Origin of the sequence: Serratia marcescens subsp. marcescens ATCC 13880 (assembly GCF_017299535.1) — a bacterium.
Lineage (GTDB): Bacteria > Pseudomonadota > Gammaproteobacteria > Enterobacterales > Enterobacteriaceae > Serratia > Serratia marcescens.
The window spans coordinates 4,156,383-4,171,758 of the sequence record NZ_CP071238.1 but is presented as its reverse complement, the minus strand read 5'-3'; the positions used below and the strand labels follow the sequence as shown (position 1 = coordinate 4,171,758).

At 62.0% G+C, this 15,376-nt stretch carries 17 protein-coding genes; 14 read left to right on the top strand and 3 right to left on the bottom strand.

What is annotated here, in order from left to right; genetic code table 11:
* Nucleotides 1–8: 8 nt before the first annotated feature.
* From J0F90_RS19935 to rbsK, 4 genes are read left to right on the top strand one after another with little or no spacing between them, the layout of a single operon-like run.
* Complete coding sequence (locus J0F90_RS19935; protein ID WP_033639462.1) at nt 9–1,043, top strand: ABC transporter permease; 1,035 nt, start codon at nt 9–11, stop codon at nt 1,041–1,043.
* A 31-nt stretch (nt 1,044–1,074) separates the two neighbouring features.
* A complete protein-coding gene (alsE, locus tag J0F90_RS19930) occupies nt 1,075–1,746 on the top strand; it encodes a D-allulose 6-phosphate 3-epimerase (protein ID WP_033639463.1) in 672 nt (223 codons plus the stop codon).
* Nucleotides 1,747–1,756: 10 nt separating this feature from the next.
* Nucleotides 1,757–2,665, top strand: coding sequence for an allose kinase (gene alsK / locus J0F90_RS19925; RefSeq protein WP_033639464.1), 909 nt, complete (start codon nt 1,757–1,759; stop codon nt 2,663–2,665).
* Nucleotides 2,662–3,588: a ribokinase gene (gene rbsK, locus J0F90_RS19920; protein ID WP_033639466.1), complete on the top strand. Its 927-nt coding sequence runs from the start codon at nt 2,662–2,664 to the stop codon at nt 3,586–3,588. The genes alsK and rbsK overlap by 4 nt, the downstream gene beginning before the upstream one ends.
* A gap of 40 nt (nt 3,589–3,628) precedes the next feature.
* Here rbsK and J0F90_RS19915 read toward each other — a convergent pair whose 3' ends face one another.
* Complete coding sequence (locus J0F90_RS19915) at nt 3,629–4,237, bottom strand: HD domain-containing protein (RefSeq protein ID WP_028127691.1); 609 nt, start codon at nt 4,235–4,237, stop codon at nt 3,629–3,631.
* A 183-nt stretch (nt 4,238–4,420) separates the two neighbouring features.
* On the opposite strand from J0F90_RS19915, the gene trhA reads away from it, so the two are divergent.
* On the top strand, nt 4,421–5,095 hold the full coding sequence (trhA, locus tag J0F90_RS19910; RefSeq protein WP_033639467.1) for a PAQR family membrane homeostasis protein TrhA: 675 nt from the start codon (nt 4,421–4,423) through the stop codon (nt 5,093–5,095).
* 150 nt (nt 5,096–5,245) lie between these two features.
* Complete coding sequence (locus tag J0F90_RS19905; RefSeq protein WP_033639468.1) at nt 5,246–5,743, top strand: DUF2165 family protein; 498 nt, start codon at nt 5,246–5,248, stop codon at nt 5,741–5,743.
* A 38-nt stretch (nt 5,744–5,781) separates the two neighbouring features.
* Here the strand turns inward: J0F90_RS19905 and ygfZ are convergent, their stop codons facing one another.
* A complete protein-coding gene (ygfZ, locus tag J0F90_RS19900; protein WP_033639470.1) occupies nt 5,782–6,774 on the bottom strand; it encodes a tRNA-modifying protein YgfZ in 993 nt (330 codons plus the stop codon).
* A 320-nt stretch (nt 6,775–7,094) separates the two neighbouring features.
* Between ygfZ and sdhE the strand changes: the two genes are divergently transcribed.
* From sdhE to creD, 5 genes are all read left to right on the top strand, one after another.
* Nucleotides 7,095–7,361 carry an FAD assembly factor SdhE gene (gene sdhE, locus J0F90_RS19895; RefSeq protein WP_004931679.1) on the top strand — a complete coding sequence of 89 codons (267 nt, stop codon included), beginning with the start codon at nt 7,095–7,097 and terminating at the stop codon, nt 7,359–7,361.
* A complete protein-coding gene (locus J0F90_RS19890) occupies nt 7,342–7,764 on the top strand; it encodes a protein YgfX (protein ID WP_016929976.1) in 423 nt (140 codons plus the stop codon). The genes sdhE and J0F90_RS19890 overlap by 20 nt, the downstream gene beginning before the upstream one ends.
* Nucleotides 7,764–8,462: a two-component system response regulator CreB gene (gene creB / locus J0F90_RS19885; protein ID WP_033639472.1), complete on the top strand. Its 699-nt coding sequence runs from the start codon at nt 7,764–7,766 to the stop codon at nt 8,460–8,462. The genes J0F90_RS19890 and creB overlap by 1 nt, the downstream gene beginning before the upstream one ends.
* Nucleotides 8,459–9,877 (top strand): two-component system sensor histidine kinase CreC, encoded by a 1,419-nt coding sequence (gene creC / locus J0F90_RS19880; RefSeq protein ID WP_033639474.1) that lies wholly within the window; start codon nt 8,459–8,461, stop codon nt 9,875–9,877. Before creB ends, creC begins: the two co-directional genes overlap by 4 nt.
* Before the next feature lie 80 nt (nt 9,878–9,957).
* On the top strand, nt 9,958–11,322 hold the full coding sequence (creD, locus tag J0F90_RS19875; RefSeq protein ID WP_033639476.1) for a cell envelope integrity protein CreD: 1,365 nt from the start codon (nt 9,958–9,960) through the stop codon (nt 11,320–11,322).
* A gap of 37 nt (nt 11,323–11,359) precedes the next feature.
* Here the strand turns inward: creD and fldB are convergent, their stop codons facing one another.
* Nucleotides 11,360–11,878: a flavodoxin FldB gene (fldB, locus tag J0F90_RS19870; RefSeq protein ID WP_033639477.1), complete on the bottom strand. Its 519-nt coding sequence runs from the start codon at nt 11,876–11,878 to the stop codon at nt 11,360–11,362.
* A 106-nt stretch (nt 11,879–11,984) separates the two neighbouring features.
* Between fldB and xerD the strand changes: the two genes are divergently transcribed.
* From xerD to recJ, 3 genes are read left to right on the top strand one after another with little or no spacing between them, the layout of a single operon-like run.
* Nucleotides 11,985–12,884 (top strand): site-specific tyrosine recombinase XerD, encoded by a 900-nt coding sequence (gene xerD, locus J0F90_RS19865; RefSeq protein WP_004931685.1) that lies wholly within the window; start codon nt 11,985–11,987, stop codon nt 12,882–12,884.
* Nucleotides 12,885–12,910: 26 nt separating this feature from the next.
* Nucleotides 12,911–13,627, top strand: coding sequence for a bifunctional protein-disulfide isomerase/oxidoreductase DsbC (dsbC, locus tag J0F90_RS19860; protein ID WP_004931688.1), 717 nt, complete (start codon nt 12,911–12,913; stop codon nt 13,625–13,627).
* 6 nt (nt 13,628–13,633) lie between these two features.
* Nucleotides 13,634–15,367: a single-stranded-DNA-specific exonuclease RecJ gene (gene recJ, locus J0F90_RS19855; protein ID WP_033639478.1), complete on the top strand. Its 1,734-nt coding sequence runs from the start codon at nt 13,634–13,636 to the stop codon at nt 15,365–15,367.
* Nucleotides 15,368–15,376: the final 9 nt, after the last annotated feature.

Here is a 15,376-nt window from a genome sequence, read left to right as displayed (position 1 = left end):
AGCGCCTGATGGGCAACAACCTGAAATTTCGTCCGGACGGGGGCGCCGTCGGTCTGCTGGCATTGCTGCTGGCGGTGGTGCTGGCCTTTAGCCTGCTGATGCCGGGGCGCTTCTTAAGCGGCGCCACCTTCACCAGCGTGGCCTTCCAGCTGCCGGAGCTGGGCCTGCTGACGTTGGCGATGTTCATTCCGATCCTCAGCGGCGGCCTGAACCTGTGCATTATCGCCAGCGCCAACCTGACCAGCCTGCTGATGGCCTGGCTGTTCATCAGCTACCTGCCGGCGGATGCCGGGCTGGGTTTACAGGCGCTGTGGCTGGCGTTGGCGCTGGCGGCGGCGATGCTGTTGGCCGGGCTTATCGGCGCGGCGACCGGCGCATTGGTTGCCTACGTCGGCGCGCATCCGATTCTGGTGACGCTGGCCACCATGACCATGGTCAACGGCATCGGCATCTACCTGACGCGCGGCGCGGCCCTGAGCGGCATGCCGGAGATCGTGCGGTTTATCGGCGCAGAGCGCGTGCTGGGCGTGCCGGTACCGCTGTGGATCTTCCTGGCGGTCGCCGCCTTGCTGGCGCTGTTCTTGCAGAAAACCCGGCTCGGCAAATGCATCTACATGAGCGGCAGCAACATCAACGCCACCCATTTCAGCGGCGTGAATACCCATCGGGTGCTGATCGCCATTTACACCCTCTCCAGCCTGCTGTGCGTCATTGCCGGGCTGGTGATGATGGCGCGCTTCAACTCGGCGCGCATGGGCTACGGCGACTCCTACCTGCTGCTCACGGTGCTGGCGATCATTCTGGGCGGCACCGATCCGTTCGGCGGTTTTGGCCGGGTCAGCGGCGTGGTGCTGGCGCTGATCGTGCTGCAGGTGATCGCGACCGGTTTGAACCTGATGAACGTCAGCCCGCATTTCAGTCTGGCGATGTGGGGCGCGGTGCTGATCGCGGTGCTGGCGATGAAGTTTTTCCGGCATCGCTATCGGCAGCGGCGGGCGATGCGCCGCAGCGCGGCCCAGGCCAGAACCGCGGCGGGCCACTGATCCCTTTTCCCTTTTGCGCAGGATAACGCTAATGAAATACCAGATTTCACCTTCACTGATGTGCATGAACCTGATGGATATCCGCCAGCAATTGGCGGTGCTGAATCGCCGCGCCGATATGCTGCATATCGACATCATGGACGGGCACTACGTTAAAAACATCACGCTGTCGCCGTTCTTTATCGAACAGATCCGCCCGCACACCTCGTTGTTGCTGGATGTGCATTTGATGGTGGAGAACCCGACCGATTTCATCGACCCGATCGCCCGCGCCGGGGCGGATTTTATCTGCCCGCACGCCGAAACCATCAACCGCGACGCGTTTCGGGTGATCAATCAAATCCGCGCGCTGGGCAAAAAAGTGGGGGTGGTGCTGAACCCGGCCACGCCGGTGGAGTTTATTCGCCACTACCTTCACCTGCTGGACAAGGTCACCGTCATGACCGTCGATCCGGGCTATGCCGGGCAGCCGTTCATTCCCGAAATGCTGGAAAAGATCCGCCAGTTGCGCGATCTGAAACGCCAGCAAAATCTGCGTTATCTGATCGAGATCGACGGATCCTGCAATCAGCGGACCTACCGCGATCTGATGGGCGCCGGCGCGGAGGTGTTGATCGTCGGCAGCTCCGGGTTGTTCAACCTCGATCCGGATCTGGAGACGGCATGGGAAAAAATGCTGGATCAAATGCGGCAGGCGGCCTGAGGCGGGGGACATGATGCGGCATTTTCTTGGCGTTGACGTCGGCGGCACCAATACCCGCCTGTTGTTGATGAATGATGACGGCGAGTTCAGCGGGTACCGCAAGATAGCGACCGCCGACTGGGCGCAGCAGGCCGATCCGCTGGCGGCGCTGGGCCGCCTGATCGCCGGGCATAGCCAGGATCGTCAGGTGGCGCAGGTGATGCTGGGGTTGCCGGGGATCCTCAGCCGCGATCGCTCGCGGGTGCTGTCACTGCCGTTTATCCCGGCGCTGGACGCCCAGCCGGTGGCGGCGCTGTTGGCCGATTTGCTGGCGCTGCCGGTGCGAATGGACAAGGACGTCAACCATCTGCTGTGGTGGGATTTGCAGCAGTTGCCGGCGTTGCCGCAGGTGGCGGTGGGGCTGTATCTGGGCACCGGCATGGGCAACAGCCTGTGGCTTAACGGCGACTTTTACCACGGGGCGCACGGCGCCGCCGGCGAGTTGGGGCACATTCCCTGGCCGGGCCATCTGGGCGAGTGCCGGTGCGGCAAACGGGGCTGCGTCGAGAGTTTGACCTCCGGCCATTGGCTGACCGGCTGGGCGCGCGCCAACGCGGCGCAAACGCCGTTCGACCGGCTGTTCGAGCGCCATAGCGATCATCCGGATTTGCAGCGTTTCGTCGAACGATTGGCGCAGACCATCGCCATCGAAATGAATGTGATCGACCCCCAACGGCTGATCCTGGGCGGCGGTGTGATCGCCATGCGCGGTTTTCCGTTGGCGCGGCTGGAGCAAGAGATCCGCCGTCATCTGCGCGGGCCGCAGCCGGCACAGGGGCTGGCGATCTCCATCAGCCGCCTGACCGATGAAACCGGCAGCAAAGGCGCCTGTCTGGCCGCACGGCGCCACTTCCAATTAAGCAGGGAGTACCAGCAATGAAAGGCAAAGTTTGCGTGTTCGGTTCGTTTAACCTGGATATCGTCGCCGGCATGGCGCGGTTTCCGCAGCCCGGCGAATCGCTGATCGCCCGTAACAGCATGATGGGCGCGGGCGGCAAGGGCGCCAACCAGGCCACCGCCGCCCTGCGCGCCGGGGCGCGGGTACATTATATCGGCAAGGTGGGGCGCGACGACTTCGGCACCTTCGCCCGGCGCCATCTCGCCGCGGCCGGTTTCGATGCGGTGACGCTGTTCTCGACCGGCGATTGCCCGACCGGCAATGCGCTTATCTACGTTGCCGGCGAGGATGCGGAGAACATGATCGCCGTCGATCCCGGCGCCAACCTGACGGTCAGCGAGGACGAGGTGCGCCAGTGCCGCCCGGCGATCGCCGCGGCAGATATTCTGTTGACCCAACTGGAGAACAACTTGCCGGCGATCGAACAAGTGATCGCCATCGCCCGCGAGGCGCGGACGTTCATCATTCTCAACCCGGCGCCGTTTCAACCGGTGCCGGACAGCCTGTTGGCGCAGGTCGATCTGCTGACGCCCAACGCCACCGAATGCACGTTGCTGACCGGCGTGCCGGTACGGGATGTGGCTTCGGCGCGCCAGGCGGCGCAGGTGCTGCACGCCAAGGGCATTCGTTTGCTGATCGTGACCTTGGGCACGCAGGGGGCGTTGTTCTCGGATGGGGAACACAGTGAGCTGATCCCGGCGTTTCCGGCGCAGCCGAAAGACACCACCGGCGCGGGGGATGCGTTTAACGGCGCCCTGGCGGCGCAGCTGGCGAATCAGGTGCCGTTAGCCGATGCGGTGCGCTTCGCCGCCGCCTACGCGGCGGTCTGCGTGGAACGGGCCGGGGCGGCGGGGTCGATGCCGAGCTATGAGGAGGCGTTGGAACGCCAGCAGGCGTTCGCGTGACGAAGACGGGCTGCGACCAAGAAGCGGCAGCCCGGTTCCCTTACTTCAACCAGCCTTTGCGCTGCGCGTCCCGCAGATGTTGCTCCATATGGTGCCACAGCTCGGGGTGTACGTCGGCGATAGACGCATTGCGCGCCAGCACCTGCTCCAGGCTGATGCCGTTTTCCACCCAGCTCTGGCCTTCATTGTGCAGATTCATCAGCATCGGCATGGTGCGATCCAGCAGCAAGGCGAAGCGCGCATCGGCGCTTTCGCCGTCTTCATATTCCTGCCATAAAGCGGTGAAATACTCGCGCTGAGCCTCCGGCAACATGCCGAACAGACGGCGCGCCGCCGCTACTTCCTGATCGTGGATCGCCGCGCGGGCCGCCAGATCGTAGACCAGCACGTCGCCGGCGTCGATTTCCACGATGTCATGCAGCAGCGCCATCTGGATCACGCGCTGAATGTCTACGTCATCACCGGCGTACGGGGCCAGGCTCATGGCGGCGATGGCGAAGTGCCAGCTGTGTTCGGCGGAGTTTTCCTGGCGCTGGGTGCCCAGCACCTTGGTGCGGCGTTGTACGCCTTTCAACTTATCGATTTCCATCAGGAACTGGATGGTCTGGGTCATTGAACCGAAATCTAACGCGGGTACAGCGGATGACATGGTGTAAACCTCAAGGTGGGTGGGTTGAAGCCTGACGATTGTAGACCACCGGGCGGGGGATTTCGATGGTTACACGCGTTCACATTTTTATTTTAGCGTACACGTGTACACTGGAATTATTCTCAGTTAAGCTGCTTTGCGTTAATTTCGCACAAAGCAGGGCATTTTGAGGGGTTGCGCGTTATGGGGAAAACGGACGTAGTGAAAGCCGGGAGCAATAAGATTGTCGCCGCGGCTTATCCGTGGGCGGAAGAGATCGCCAACAGCATCAGCCACGGCATCGGGCTGGTGTTCGGCATCGTCGGCCTGGTATTGCTGTTGGTGCAGGCGGTGAATACCGGCGCCGATGCGACGGCCATCACCAGTTACAGCCTGTACGGCGGCAGCATGATCCTGCTGTTTCTCGCTTCTACGCTGTACCATGCGATTCCGCATCAAAAGGCCAAGCATTGGCTGAAAAAATTTGACCACTGCGCCATTTATCTCCTGATCGCCGGCACTTACACCCCGTTCTTGCTGGTAGGGCTGGATTCGCCGCTGGCGAAGGGCCTGATGGCGGTAATCTGGGGGTTGGCGCTGCTCGGCGTGCTGTTCAAGCTGGCCTTCGCCCACCGTTTTGAAGCCCTGTCGCTGGTGACCTATCTGACGATGGGCTGGCTGTCGCTGATCGTGATTTATCAGCTGGTTACGCGGCTGGAGGCCGGCGGCGTCACGCTGCTGGCGATCGGCGGGGTGGTCTATACCCTGGGCGTGATTTTCTACGCCTCCAAGCGCATTCGCTTTGGCCACGCCATCTGGCACGCCTTCGTGCTCGGCGGCAGCGCCTGCCACTTCATGGCGATCTACCTGTACGTCTAAGCGCTGCCGCTACATCTGAATGCGTATTGAACAGGCGCCTCTTTTGTTTTAAAAAAGAGGCGCTTGCTTCTTTCGGGTATCCAGCAAGCCCGTTCCTTCATTTCTGAGCCCGCATACCGTTTCTTTAACCTCTGTTCAGGACTCACCAAGATGATCGTTCGCTTATCCAAAGCGCTGCTGGTCTGCGCTATCGCCTTGTTCGCTTCGCTGGTGGCCTTCGGTAATCTCACCGACTACGGCTCCAACTTCGCCTTCGTGCGCCACGTCTTTATGATGGACACGATTTTCCCCGACGCCACCATCGGCTACCGCTCGATACAGACGCCGTGGCTGCATCACGCCGGTTATATTTTCATCATTGCGCTGGAGAGCCTGACCGCGCTGCTGTGCTGGATTGGCGGCCTGCGCCTGCTGGGCGGCCTGAAACTGCCCGCCAAAGCTTTCAACGGCCGAAAAAAATGGGCGGTAGCGGGGCTGACGCTGGGCTTCCTTACCTGGCAAGTCGGTTTTATGTCGATTGGGGGCGAGTGGTTCGGCATGTGGATGTCGCCGCAATGGAACGGCGTGCCGAGCGCGTTTCGCTTCTTCGTCACCATCATTCTGGTGCTGATTTATCTGGTGCAGCGCGACGGGGAATTGGACGAGTAACGAAGATGGCCGCAGGCAGGGGGCCTGCGGCCGACGGATTATTTCTCTTCGGCCAGCGAGTAGGGCAACGGTTTGATCGCCAGCTGGCTGGCGGCATCATCGCGCACCCGCAGCTTGCTGTCGGCATCCAGATCGTTGTTCATCACCACCTGTACCCACAGCGTGCCGTCGGCCAACTGACTCGACGCCAGTACGGTGCCGGTGCGGCGCCAGTTTTCCCCCAACTGCAGCTCCAGATCCTCCGCCGCCTGCGGGGCGCGGGCCGCTTTACCTTCCAGCCAGTAGAGCGCCCGCTTGTTGGCGCCGCGGAATTTGGCGCGCGCCACCATCTCCTGACCGGTATAGCAACCCTTGCTGAAGCTGATGCCTTCCAGCGCCTGCAGGTTGGTGGCCTGCGGGATCAGCTGCGCGCTGTTGGCGGCGTCGATAACCGGATAACCGGCTTCGATCTCCAGCGCCAGCCATTGGCTGCTGTCATTCAGTTCCGCCTGGTCATGCAATTTGCCGATCAGCTGTTCGGCTACGGCGGGGCGGGTCACCAGCAGAAAACGTTCCGCCGGCGCAGCGAAGTGCAGAATCGTGGTCTCGCCGTCCTGCACCACCGGGTGCTCGGCGTCCGGCAATGTGGCGAACAGGCCCGTCAGCGCGGCGCGCGCCTGGAAACCGGCGACGCCCAGCAATACCACGTCATTATCGGCGGCGATAGTGACTTTGGAGAACACCGCGTATTTTTTGATTTCCGCCAGTTGGCTGTCCAGCACGCTGCGGCGTTCCAGATAGGCGAAGCCTTCGCCTCGGTGGAACAGACGCAGGTTGCTCCACATTTTGCCCTTGGCGTCGCAGTGGGCGCACAGCACGTGTTGATCGGCCGACAGCGCGTCGATGTCCGCCGTCACCTGGCCCTGGAGATATTTCACCGTGTCCGGCCCGTTCAGCGTCACCAGCGCCCAATCTTCCAGCGAGATCAGCGTCAGGGGAAGATGGGTGGAAGCGGAGGGCTGACGGGGTGGGAATGGAATGTTATGCGCCATAGTAAGTTCCTGCTCAACGTTTAGCTTACCTGAAGGGTATTGAGCCCATGGTAAAAGAGGCGGCGGGCTTTGCAAACTGTTATTCGCGCCGTGGCGCCGGGGTGCGCTTTTTTTGGCATTTTGCGCTTTATTGCGTTTTCCGCAGCAAAGCGCCTTCCCGGCGTGTATGTCAAATTGTTACTCTATAGGCTTGCGGCCAGGGCACCCTTGCAGACAGATCCCCGGCTGATGGAATTATATTGCGACGGCGTTGCCATACAGTGTGTCATTTGAACCCTGCGCTGGCGCTGCCGCGCTGAAAAGAGGTGAGTCATAACAACATGGATATTAACAACAAAGCACGTATTCACTGGGCTTGCCGTCGTGGCATGCGCGAGCTGGACATCTCCATCATGCCGTTCTTCGAATACGAATACGACAGCCTGAATGACGCGGACAAGGCGCTGTTTATCCGCCTGCTGGAGTGTGACGATCCCGATTTGTTCAACTGGCTGATGAATCATGGCGCGCCGCAGGATGGCGAGCTGCAGAGAATGGTGACCCTGATCCAAACGCGAAATAAAGACCGTGGCCCAGTGGCGATGTGATATCCGCATTTCCTGGCGCACCCAGCTGTTTTCACTGTTGACCCACGGCGTTCTGATCCTGCTGATCCTGATTTCGCCCTGGCCGGAGGGCTTTGGCCCGCTCTGGCTGGTGCTGCTGACGCTGGTGGTGTTTCAGTGCATTCGCAGCCAGAAGCGCATCGCCGCGGTGCAGGGTGAGCTGCGGCTGCTGGCGGACAGGCGTTTCAGCTGGCACGGCCGCGAGTGGCGGCTGGCGAAAAAACCGTGGATGCCGGGTTACGGCATGCTGTTGACGCTGCAGCCGATGGAGGGCAAAAAGCGCCGCCGGCTGTGGCTGGCTTCCGACTGCATGAGCAAAGAGGAGTGGCGCCACCTGCGGCAGCTGTTGCTGCATCCGCCGGCGGGTAACGGCGAGGAACCCTGATGAAACCCGTACTCTGGTTGGTGGAGGATGAACCCAGCATTGCCGATACGCTGGTTTACACGCTGGAGAGCGAAGGCTTCGAAGTCCGCTGGTTCGAACGCGCGGAGCCGGCGTTGCAGGCGCTGGCGCAAGAAGGCGCGCCAGCGCTCGCTATCCTCGATGTCGGTTTGCCGGATATCAACGGCTTTGAATTGTGTCGCCGCCTGCTGGCTCAGGCGGCCGACCTGCCGATTCTGTTTCTTACCGCCCGCAGTGATGAAGTGGATCGCCTGATCGGGCTGGAGATCGGCGCCGACGACTATGTCGCCAAGCCGTTCTCCCCTCGCGAGGTCAGCGCCCGGGTGCGCACCATTTTGCGCCGCCTGCATAAGCAGCAGCGCCTGCAACAGAACGCGTGCTACCATTTCGGCGCTTTCGCCCTCGACGAAGACGCGGCCACCATCTCCTACCATCAGCGGCCGCTGCCGCTGACCCGTTACGAATACCTGCTGCTGAAGACGCTGTTGTTGGCGCCTGGACGGGTGTTCTCGCGGCAGCAACTGATGGAAAGCGTTTGGGCGCAGGCGGAAGAAAGCCTGGATCGCACCGTCGATACCCACATCAAAACCCTGCGCGCCAAGCTGCGTGCGGTGGATCCCGCTGAGCCGCCGATCCACACCCACCGCGGATTGGGCTACAGCGTGAGCCGCCAGCCATGAAAATTGGCCTGCGCCTGCTGCTGGGATATTTTCTGATCGTGGCGGTGGCCGGGTACTTCGTGCTGAGCATTTTCGTCCAGGAAGTGAAGCCCGGCGTGCGGCGCGCTACCGAAGGCACGCTGGTGGACACCGCCAACCTGCTGGCGCAGATCGCCCGTCAGGACATGCAGCGCGGCGATGCGGCGCATGGCCAACTGGCGCAGGCGTTTACGCAGCTGAACCAGCGGCCGATTGGCGCCAATATCTCCGGCATCCGCAAGGATCGCAGTGAATACCACGTCTATCTTACCGATGCGCGAGGCAAGGTCATCTTCGATTCCGCCGGCCGCGCGCAGGGGCAGGATTATTCGCGCTGGAATGACGTTTATCGGACGCTGCGCGGCCAGTACGGCGCCCGCAGCACCCGTAGCGATCCAGAAGATGAAAACAGTTCGGTGATGTATGTGGCCGCGCCGGTGATAGAACAAGGGCGCATTATCGGCGTGCTTACCGTGGGCAAACCCAACAGCACCATGGCGCCGGTGATCAAACGCAGCGAACGGCGCATTCTGTGGGCCGGCGCATTGCTGCTGGGGATTGCGCTGCTGATCGGGGCGGTATTCGTCTGGTGGATCAACCGTTCCATAGGCCGTCTGGTGCGTTATGCCGATGGGGTGGCGCAGGGAGAAAACGCGCCGTTGCCCAAAGTGGGCGGCCGGGAATTGACGCAGTTGGCGCAGGCGTTGGAGAGCATGCGTCTGAAGCTGGAAGGCAAAGCTTATATCGAACAGTATGCACATACCCTGACGCATGAGCTGAAAAGCCCGCTGGCGGCGATCCGGGGGGCGGCGGAACTGTTGCAGGAGCTGCCACCGCCGGAGACCGCCCGGCGTTTTCTCACCAATATCGAGCAGCAAAGCGCACGCATCCAGCAACTGGTGGATAAACTGCTGGTGCAGGCGCGGCTGGAGAGCCGGCCAGAAATGGAGACCGCGCCCATCGCGATCGCGGCGCTGATCGGCCAGACGATGGCGGGCAAAGAGGCGCAGGCGACGCAGCGCGGCGTCAGATTGCAACTGGAGGCGTTGGCGGAGGTGACGCTGAACGGCGATGCGTTGCTGATCAGCCAGGCGCTGACCAACCTGCTGGACAACGCGATCGACTTTACCCCGCCGGGCGGTTGCGTCAGCGTGCGAGGCGAACGGCGAGAACAGCATTACTGCATCAGCGTCTGTGACGACGGCAGCGGCATTCCGGACTATGCGCTCGATAAAGTGTTCGAGCGTTTTTATTCGCTGCCGCGCGCCGAACGGCCTAAAAGCAGCGGGCTGGGCCTGAACTTCGTGCAGGAGGTCGCCCGTCTGCATCATGGCGGCATTCGCCTGCGCAACCGCCGGCCGCACGGGGTGGAAGCGACTTTCATGTTATCGCTGTGACTTCACCTTCCCTTCACATAACCACATTCTGATTTCACCTGCGGGTTTTATCGTGGCCTCATTACCTATGAGGAGCGAGCATGATGAAATCGGTACTTTTCTGGAAAATAACCACGTTGCTGGGATTGATGGTGGTGATGTTGATCCCCATCGCCCAACTGATGAGCGTGATCGACGAACGCAGCGGCTATCGGCAAAGCGTGGTCGGGCAGGTGAGCGAAAGCACCAGCGGGGCGCAGCGCGTGCTCGGCCCGTTGATTGTCATTCCCTATGTCGAACGCGAAGAGAAGAAAGACGAGAAAGGGCAAACGGTGGTGCAGCGGGTGCAGCATTACCGCTATTTGCTGCCGGAGTCGCTTCAGGTGCAGGGCGCGCCGAATGTGGAAGTGCGCAAGCTGGGCATCTATCAGACGCAGGTTTATCAGGGGCCGCTGAACTTCAAGGTGCGTTTCGGCCAGCCGGAGCTGACGGATTTGCAGCGCGCCAACGTGACCGTCGGCCAACCGTTCCTGCTGGTGGCGCTGAGCGACTCGCGCGGCATCAAGCGCATTTCCCCGCTGGCAACACCGCAGCCGGTGGCGTTTGAGCCGGGCACCGGCGTGGGTTCGTTGCGCCAGGGGATCCACGCACCGCTGACGCTGGCGGCGCTGCAACAAAAAGAGGGGCTGAACGCCGACTTCACCCTGACGCTGGCGGGCACCAGCAGCCTGTCGCTGGTGCCGTTGGGGCGCAGCAGCGAGCTGCAACTGCAAAGCAACTGGCCACACCCGAATTTTCTCGGCAACTTCCTGCCGGACGAACGCAAGGTGACGGATCAAGGGTTTAGCGCTCGCTGGCGCAGCACCTGGTTCGCCAACAACATCAACAGTGCGTTCCATTACGACGATGGCATTATCGACGAGGATAAACTGCCGGCCTTCAGCGCCAGCCTGGTCGAACCGGTCGATCACTATCAGCTGACCGAGCGCGCGGTCAAATATGCGCTGCTGTTTATCGGGCTGACGTTTATGGCGTTTTTCCTGTTCGAAACCCTGACCGGGCTGCGGGTGCACCCGATTCAGTACCTGCTGGTCGGCGCGGCGCTGGTGCTGTTCTACCTGATTCTGCTGGCCTTCTCCGAACACCTGGGATTCGCTCTCGCTTACCTGGCGGCCGGCATCGCCTGCAGCGGACTGATCGGCTTCTATCTAAGCGCCGTGCTGCGCGGCAAGCTGCGCGGTGCGCTGTTCGCCGCGAGCCTATTGCTGTTGTACGGCGTGCTCTATTTGCTGTTGCAGTCGGAGGACAATGCGTTGGTGCTGGGGGCGGGGCTGCTGTTCGCCATTCTGGCGGGCATTATGCTATTGACGCGCAAGCTGGACTGGTATCAGGTGGCCGATCCGGCGCGTTTGACCAAGGAAACGCCGGCCGGGGAAGACGAGCCACGCTTCCGGCTGTGGAAATAAGTGAGGAAAATCGGGCGCGTTACGCGCCCGATAGCGGCTACAGCAGCGGCTCCATCTCCAACAGGATCTGTTCGCACCATTGCTGCAGGCGCTCTTCGCTCAGATCGTATTGGTTGACCTCATCGAGCGCCAGGCCGACGAAGTGTTTGCCGTCGGCGCTCAGCGGTTTGGGGCTGGTGAACTCGAAGCCCTCAGTTGGCCAGAAGCCGATGAACTGTACGCCCAGCGGCGCGATGTGATCGTACAGCATGCCCAGCGCGTCTAGGAACCACTCACCGTAGCCGAGCTGATCGCCCATGCCGTACATGGCGACGATCTTGCCTTTCAGATCCAGCGCCGCCAGCTGCGGCCAGATCGCTTCCCAGTCTTCCTGCAGTTCGCCGAAATCCCAGGTCGGGATGCCGAGGATCAGAATGGAATAGTCCTCCATCAGCTTGGGCGAGACGTCTTTCAGGTTGTGCAGGTCGACCAGGTCTTCACCCAGAATCTCACGGATTTTTTCTGCCGCCATTTCGGTGTAGCAGGTGCTGGAGCCGTAAAACAGACCAATCTTCATGTGTAAACCGTTACGTTGCTGTTTAGAGAATTGCAGCGAGTATACCTGATTTGCTCCGGCTTAAGGCATAATGGCGCGGGTGGAAATGCAACAAAGAGAGGACCGCGTGCAACAGCAAGACAATGCGCTGATTGAACAATTCCTGGATGCGCTGTGGCTTGAGCGCAATCTGGCGGAAAATACGCTGGCCTCCTATCGGCTGGATTTGCAGGCACTGGGCGCCTGGCTTGGCCAGCAGAAGACCGATTTGCTGCAGGCGCAGGCGTTGGATCTGCAGGCGTTTCTCGCCGAGCGTGTGGATGGCGGTTACAAGGCCACCAGCTCCGCGCGTTTGTTGAGCGCCATGAGGCGCCTGTTTCAATATCTGTACCGCGAAAAGCTGCGCGCCGACGATCCCACCGCGCAGCTGGCGTCTCCCAAGTTGCCGCAGCGTTTGCCGAAGGATCTGAGCGAGGCGCAGGTCGATGCGCTGTTGCAGGCGCCCTGCGTCGATCAACCGCTGGAGCTGCGCGACAAGGCGATGCTCGAAGTGTTGTACGCCACCGGGCTGCGGGTTTCCGAGCTGGTGGGGCTGAACATCAGCGACGTCAGCCTGCGCCAGGGCGTGGTGCGGGTGATCGGCAAGGGCAACAAGGAGCGGCTGGTGCCGCTGGGCGAAGAGGCGGTCTACTGGATCGAAAATTATCTGGAGCACGGCCGCCCATGGCTGGTCAACGGCCAGACGCTGGATGTGCTGTTCCCCAGCACCCGCTGCCAGCAAATGACCCGACAGACGTTCTGGCATCGCATCAAACACTATGCCATCCTTGCGGGCATCGACAGCGAGCGTCTGTCGCCGCACGTGTTGCGGCACGCGTTCGCTACCCATTTGCTGAACCATGGGGCCGATCTCCGTGTCGTACAGATGTTGTTAGGGCACAGCGATCTCTCGACCACGCAAATTTATACACATGTAGCGACCGAACGACTGAAACAGCTACATCAACAGCATCACCCGCGCGCCTGAGCGGCGGGTTCGAAAGGATTGGAACAATGAAAAAAGGTTTAATGCTGCTCTCTCTGCTGGTGGCTTCGGTGGCCGGCGCCGCCCATGCCGATGACGCGGCGATCAAAAAAGCGCTCGCCAGCCTGGGCATCCAGCAGGCGGACGTGCAGCCTTCGCCGGTCAACGGCCTGAAAACCGTGCTGACCGACAGCGGCGTGCTGTACGCCTCCGAAGACGGCAAGCATATCCTGCAGGGCCCGCTGTTCGACGTCAGCGGCAAAGAGCCGGTCAACGTGACCAACCAACTGCTGAGCAGCAAAATGGACGCGCTGAAAGATCAGATGATCGTTTACAAAGCGCCGAAAGAGAAACACGTGATCACCGTGTTCACCGATATCACCTGCGGTTACTGCCACAAACTGCATCAGCAGATGAAAGAGTACAACGATCTGGGCATTACCGTGCGTTATCTGGCATTCCCGCGCCAGGGGCTGGCTTCCCAGGCTGAAAAAGACATGCAGTCGATCTGGTGCACCGCCGACAAGGCCAAGGCGTTTGACGCCGCCATGAAAGGCGACGCCGTTTCTCCGGCGACCTGCAAAACCGACATCAGCAAGCATTACGAGCTGGGCGTGCAGTTCGGCATTCAGGGCACGCCGGCCATCATCCTGGAGAACGGCATGATGATCCCGGGCTATCAGGGGCCGAAAGAGATGGCCGCCATGCTGGATGCGCACCAGGCCGCCACCAAAGCCGGTGGTTAATCGCCGGTGAGTATCAAAACGCAACTACGCCGCCGCCCGGCGGCGGACGACACGCATCTGCCCGCCAGTTTGCCGCCGCTGCTGCGTCGGCTTTACGCCCTGCGCGGCGTGCAGGCTGAGCAAGAGCTGGAACGCGGCGTCAAAGGCATGCTGCCCTGGCAACAGCTGGACGGCATCGACGACGCCGTCAGCCTGCTGCAACAGGCGCTGGCCGACGGCCGCCGCATCATGGTGGTGGGCGATTTCGACGCCGACGGTGCCACCAGCACCGCACTGACGGTGTTGGCGCTGCGCAGCATGGGCGGCGCAGCCGTCGATTATCTGGTGCCTAACCGTTTCGAAGACGGTTATGGCCTGAGCCCCGAAGTGGTGGAGCAGGCGGCGGCGCGCGGCGCAGAACTCATTGTCACCGTCGATAACGGCATCTCCTCCCACGCCGGCGTCGACGTGGCGCACGCCAAGGGCATGCAGGTGCTGGTGACCGATCACCACCTGCCGGGCGAGACCCTGCCGGCGGCCGAAGCGATCGTTAACCCCAACCTGCGCGGCTGCGCCTTCCCGTCCAAATCGCTGGCGGGGGTAGGCGTCGCGTTCTACCTGATGCTGGCGCTGCGCGCCCGCCTGCGGGACAGCGGCTGGTTCGAGCAGCGCGCGCTGGCGATGCCCAATCTGGCGGAGCTGCTGGACCTGGTGGCGCTCGGCACCGTGGCCGACGTGGTGCCGCTGGACGCCAACAACCGCATTCTGGTGTATCAGGGATTAAACCGCATCCGCGCCGGCAAATGCCGACCGGGCATCCGCGCGCTGCTTGAGGTGGCCAACCGCGACGCCCGTCAACTGGCGGCCAACGATCTCGGTTTTGCGCTCGGGCCGCGGCTCAACGCCGCCGGCCGGCTGGACGACATGTCGATCGGCGTGGCGCTGCTGCTGAGCGACGACATCGCGCAGGCGCGCATGCTGGCCAACGATCTCGATGCGCTGAACCAGACGCGACGCGAGATAGAGCAGGGCATGCAGGTGGAAGCCCTGCAGCTGTGCGATCAGCTGGAGCGCACCAGCACCGAGCTGCCTTACGGATTGGCGATGTATCACCCGGAATGGCACCAGGGCGTGGTGGGCATCCTCGCTTCGCGCATCAAAGAGCGTTTCCACCGCCCGGTGATCGCGTTCGCGCCGGCGGGTGACGGCATCCTGAAAGGCTCCGGCCGTTCGGTGCCCGGCCTGCACATGCGCGACGCGCTGGAGCGGCTGGATATGCTGAACCCCGGGCTGATGATGAAGTTCGGCGGCCACGCGATGGCGGCCGGGCTGTCGCTGGAAGAAGCCAAATTCGACGAGTTCCGCCAGCGTTTCGGCGAGCTGGTGGGCGAATGGCTCGATCCGGCGATGCTGGAAGGGGTGATCTGGTCCGACGGCGAACTGGCGATGCAGGAGCTGTCGCTGACCACGGCGGAGCTGCTGCGCGAGGGCGGCCCGTGGGGCCAGGCGTTTCCGGAACCGACCTTCGACGGCAAGTTCCGCATCCTGCAGCAGCGGTTGGTGGGCGAGAAACACCTGAAGCTGATGGTGGAGCCGCTCGGCGGCGGCCCGCTGCTCGACGGCATCGCGTTCAACGTGGACACCACGCTGTGGCCGGACAGCAGCGTGCGCGAAGTGGAACTGGCCTACAAGCTCGACGTCAACGAGTTTCGCGGCAACCGCAACGTGCAGCTGCTGATCCAGCATCTTTGGCCGCGCTGAGGCGAAATT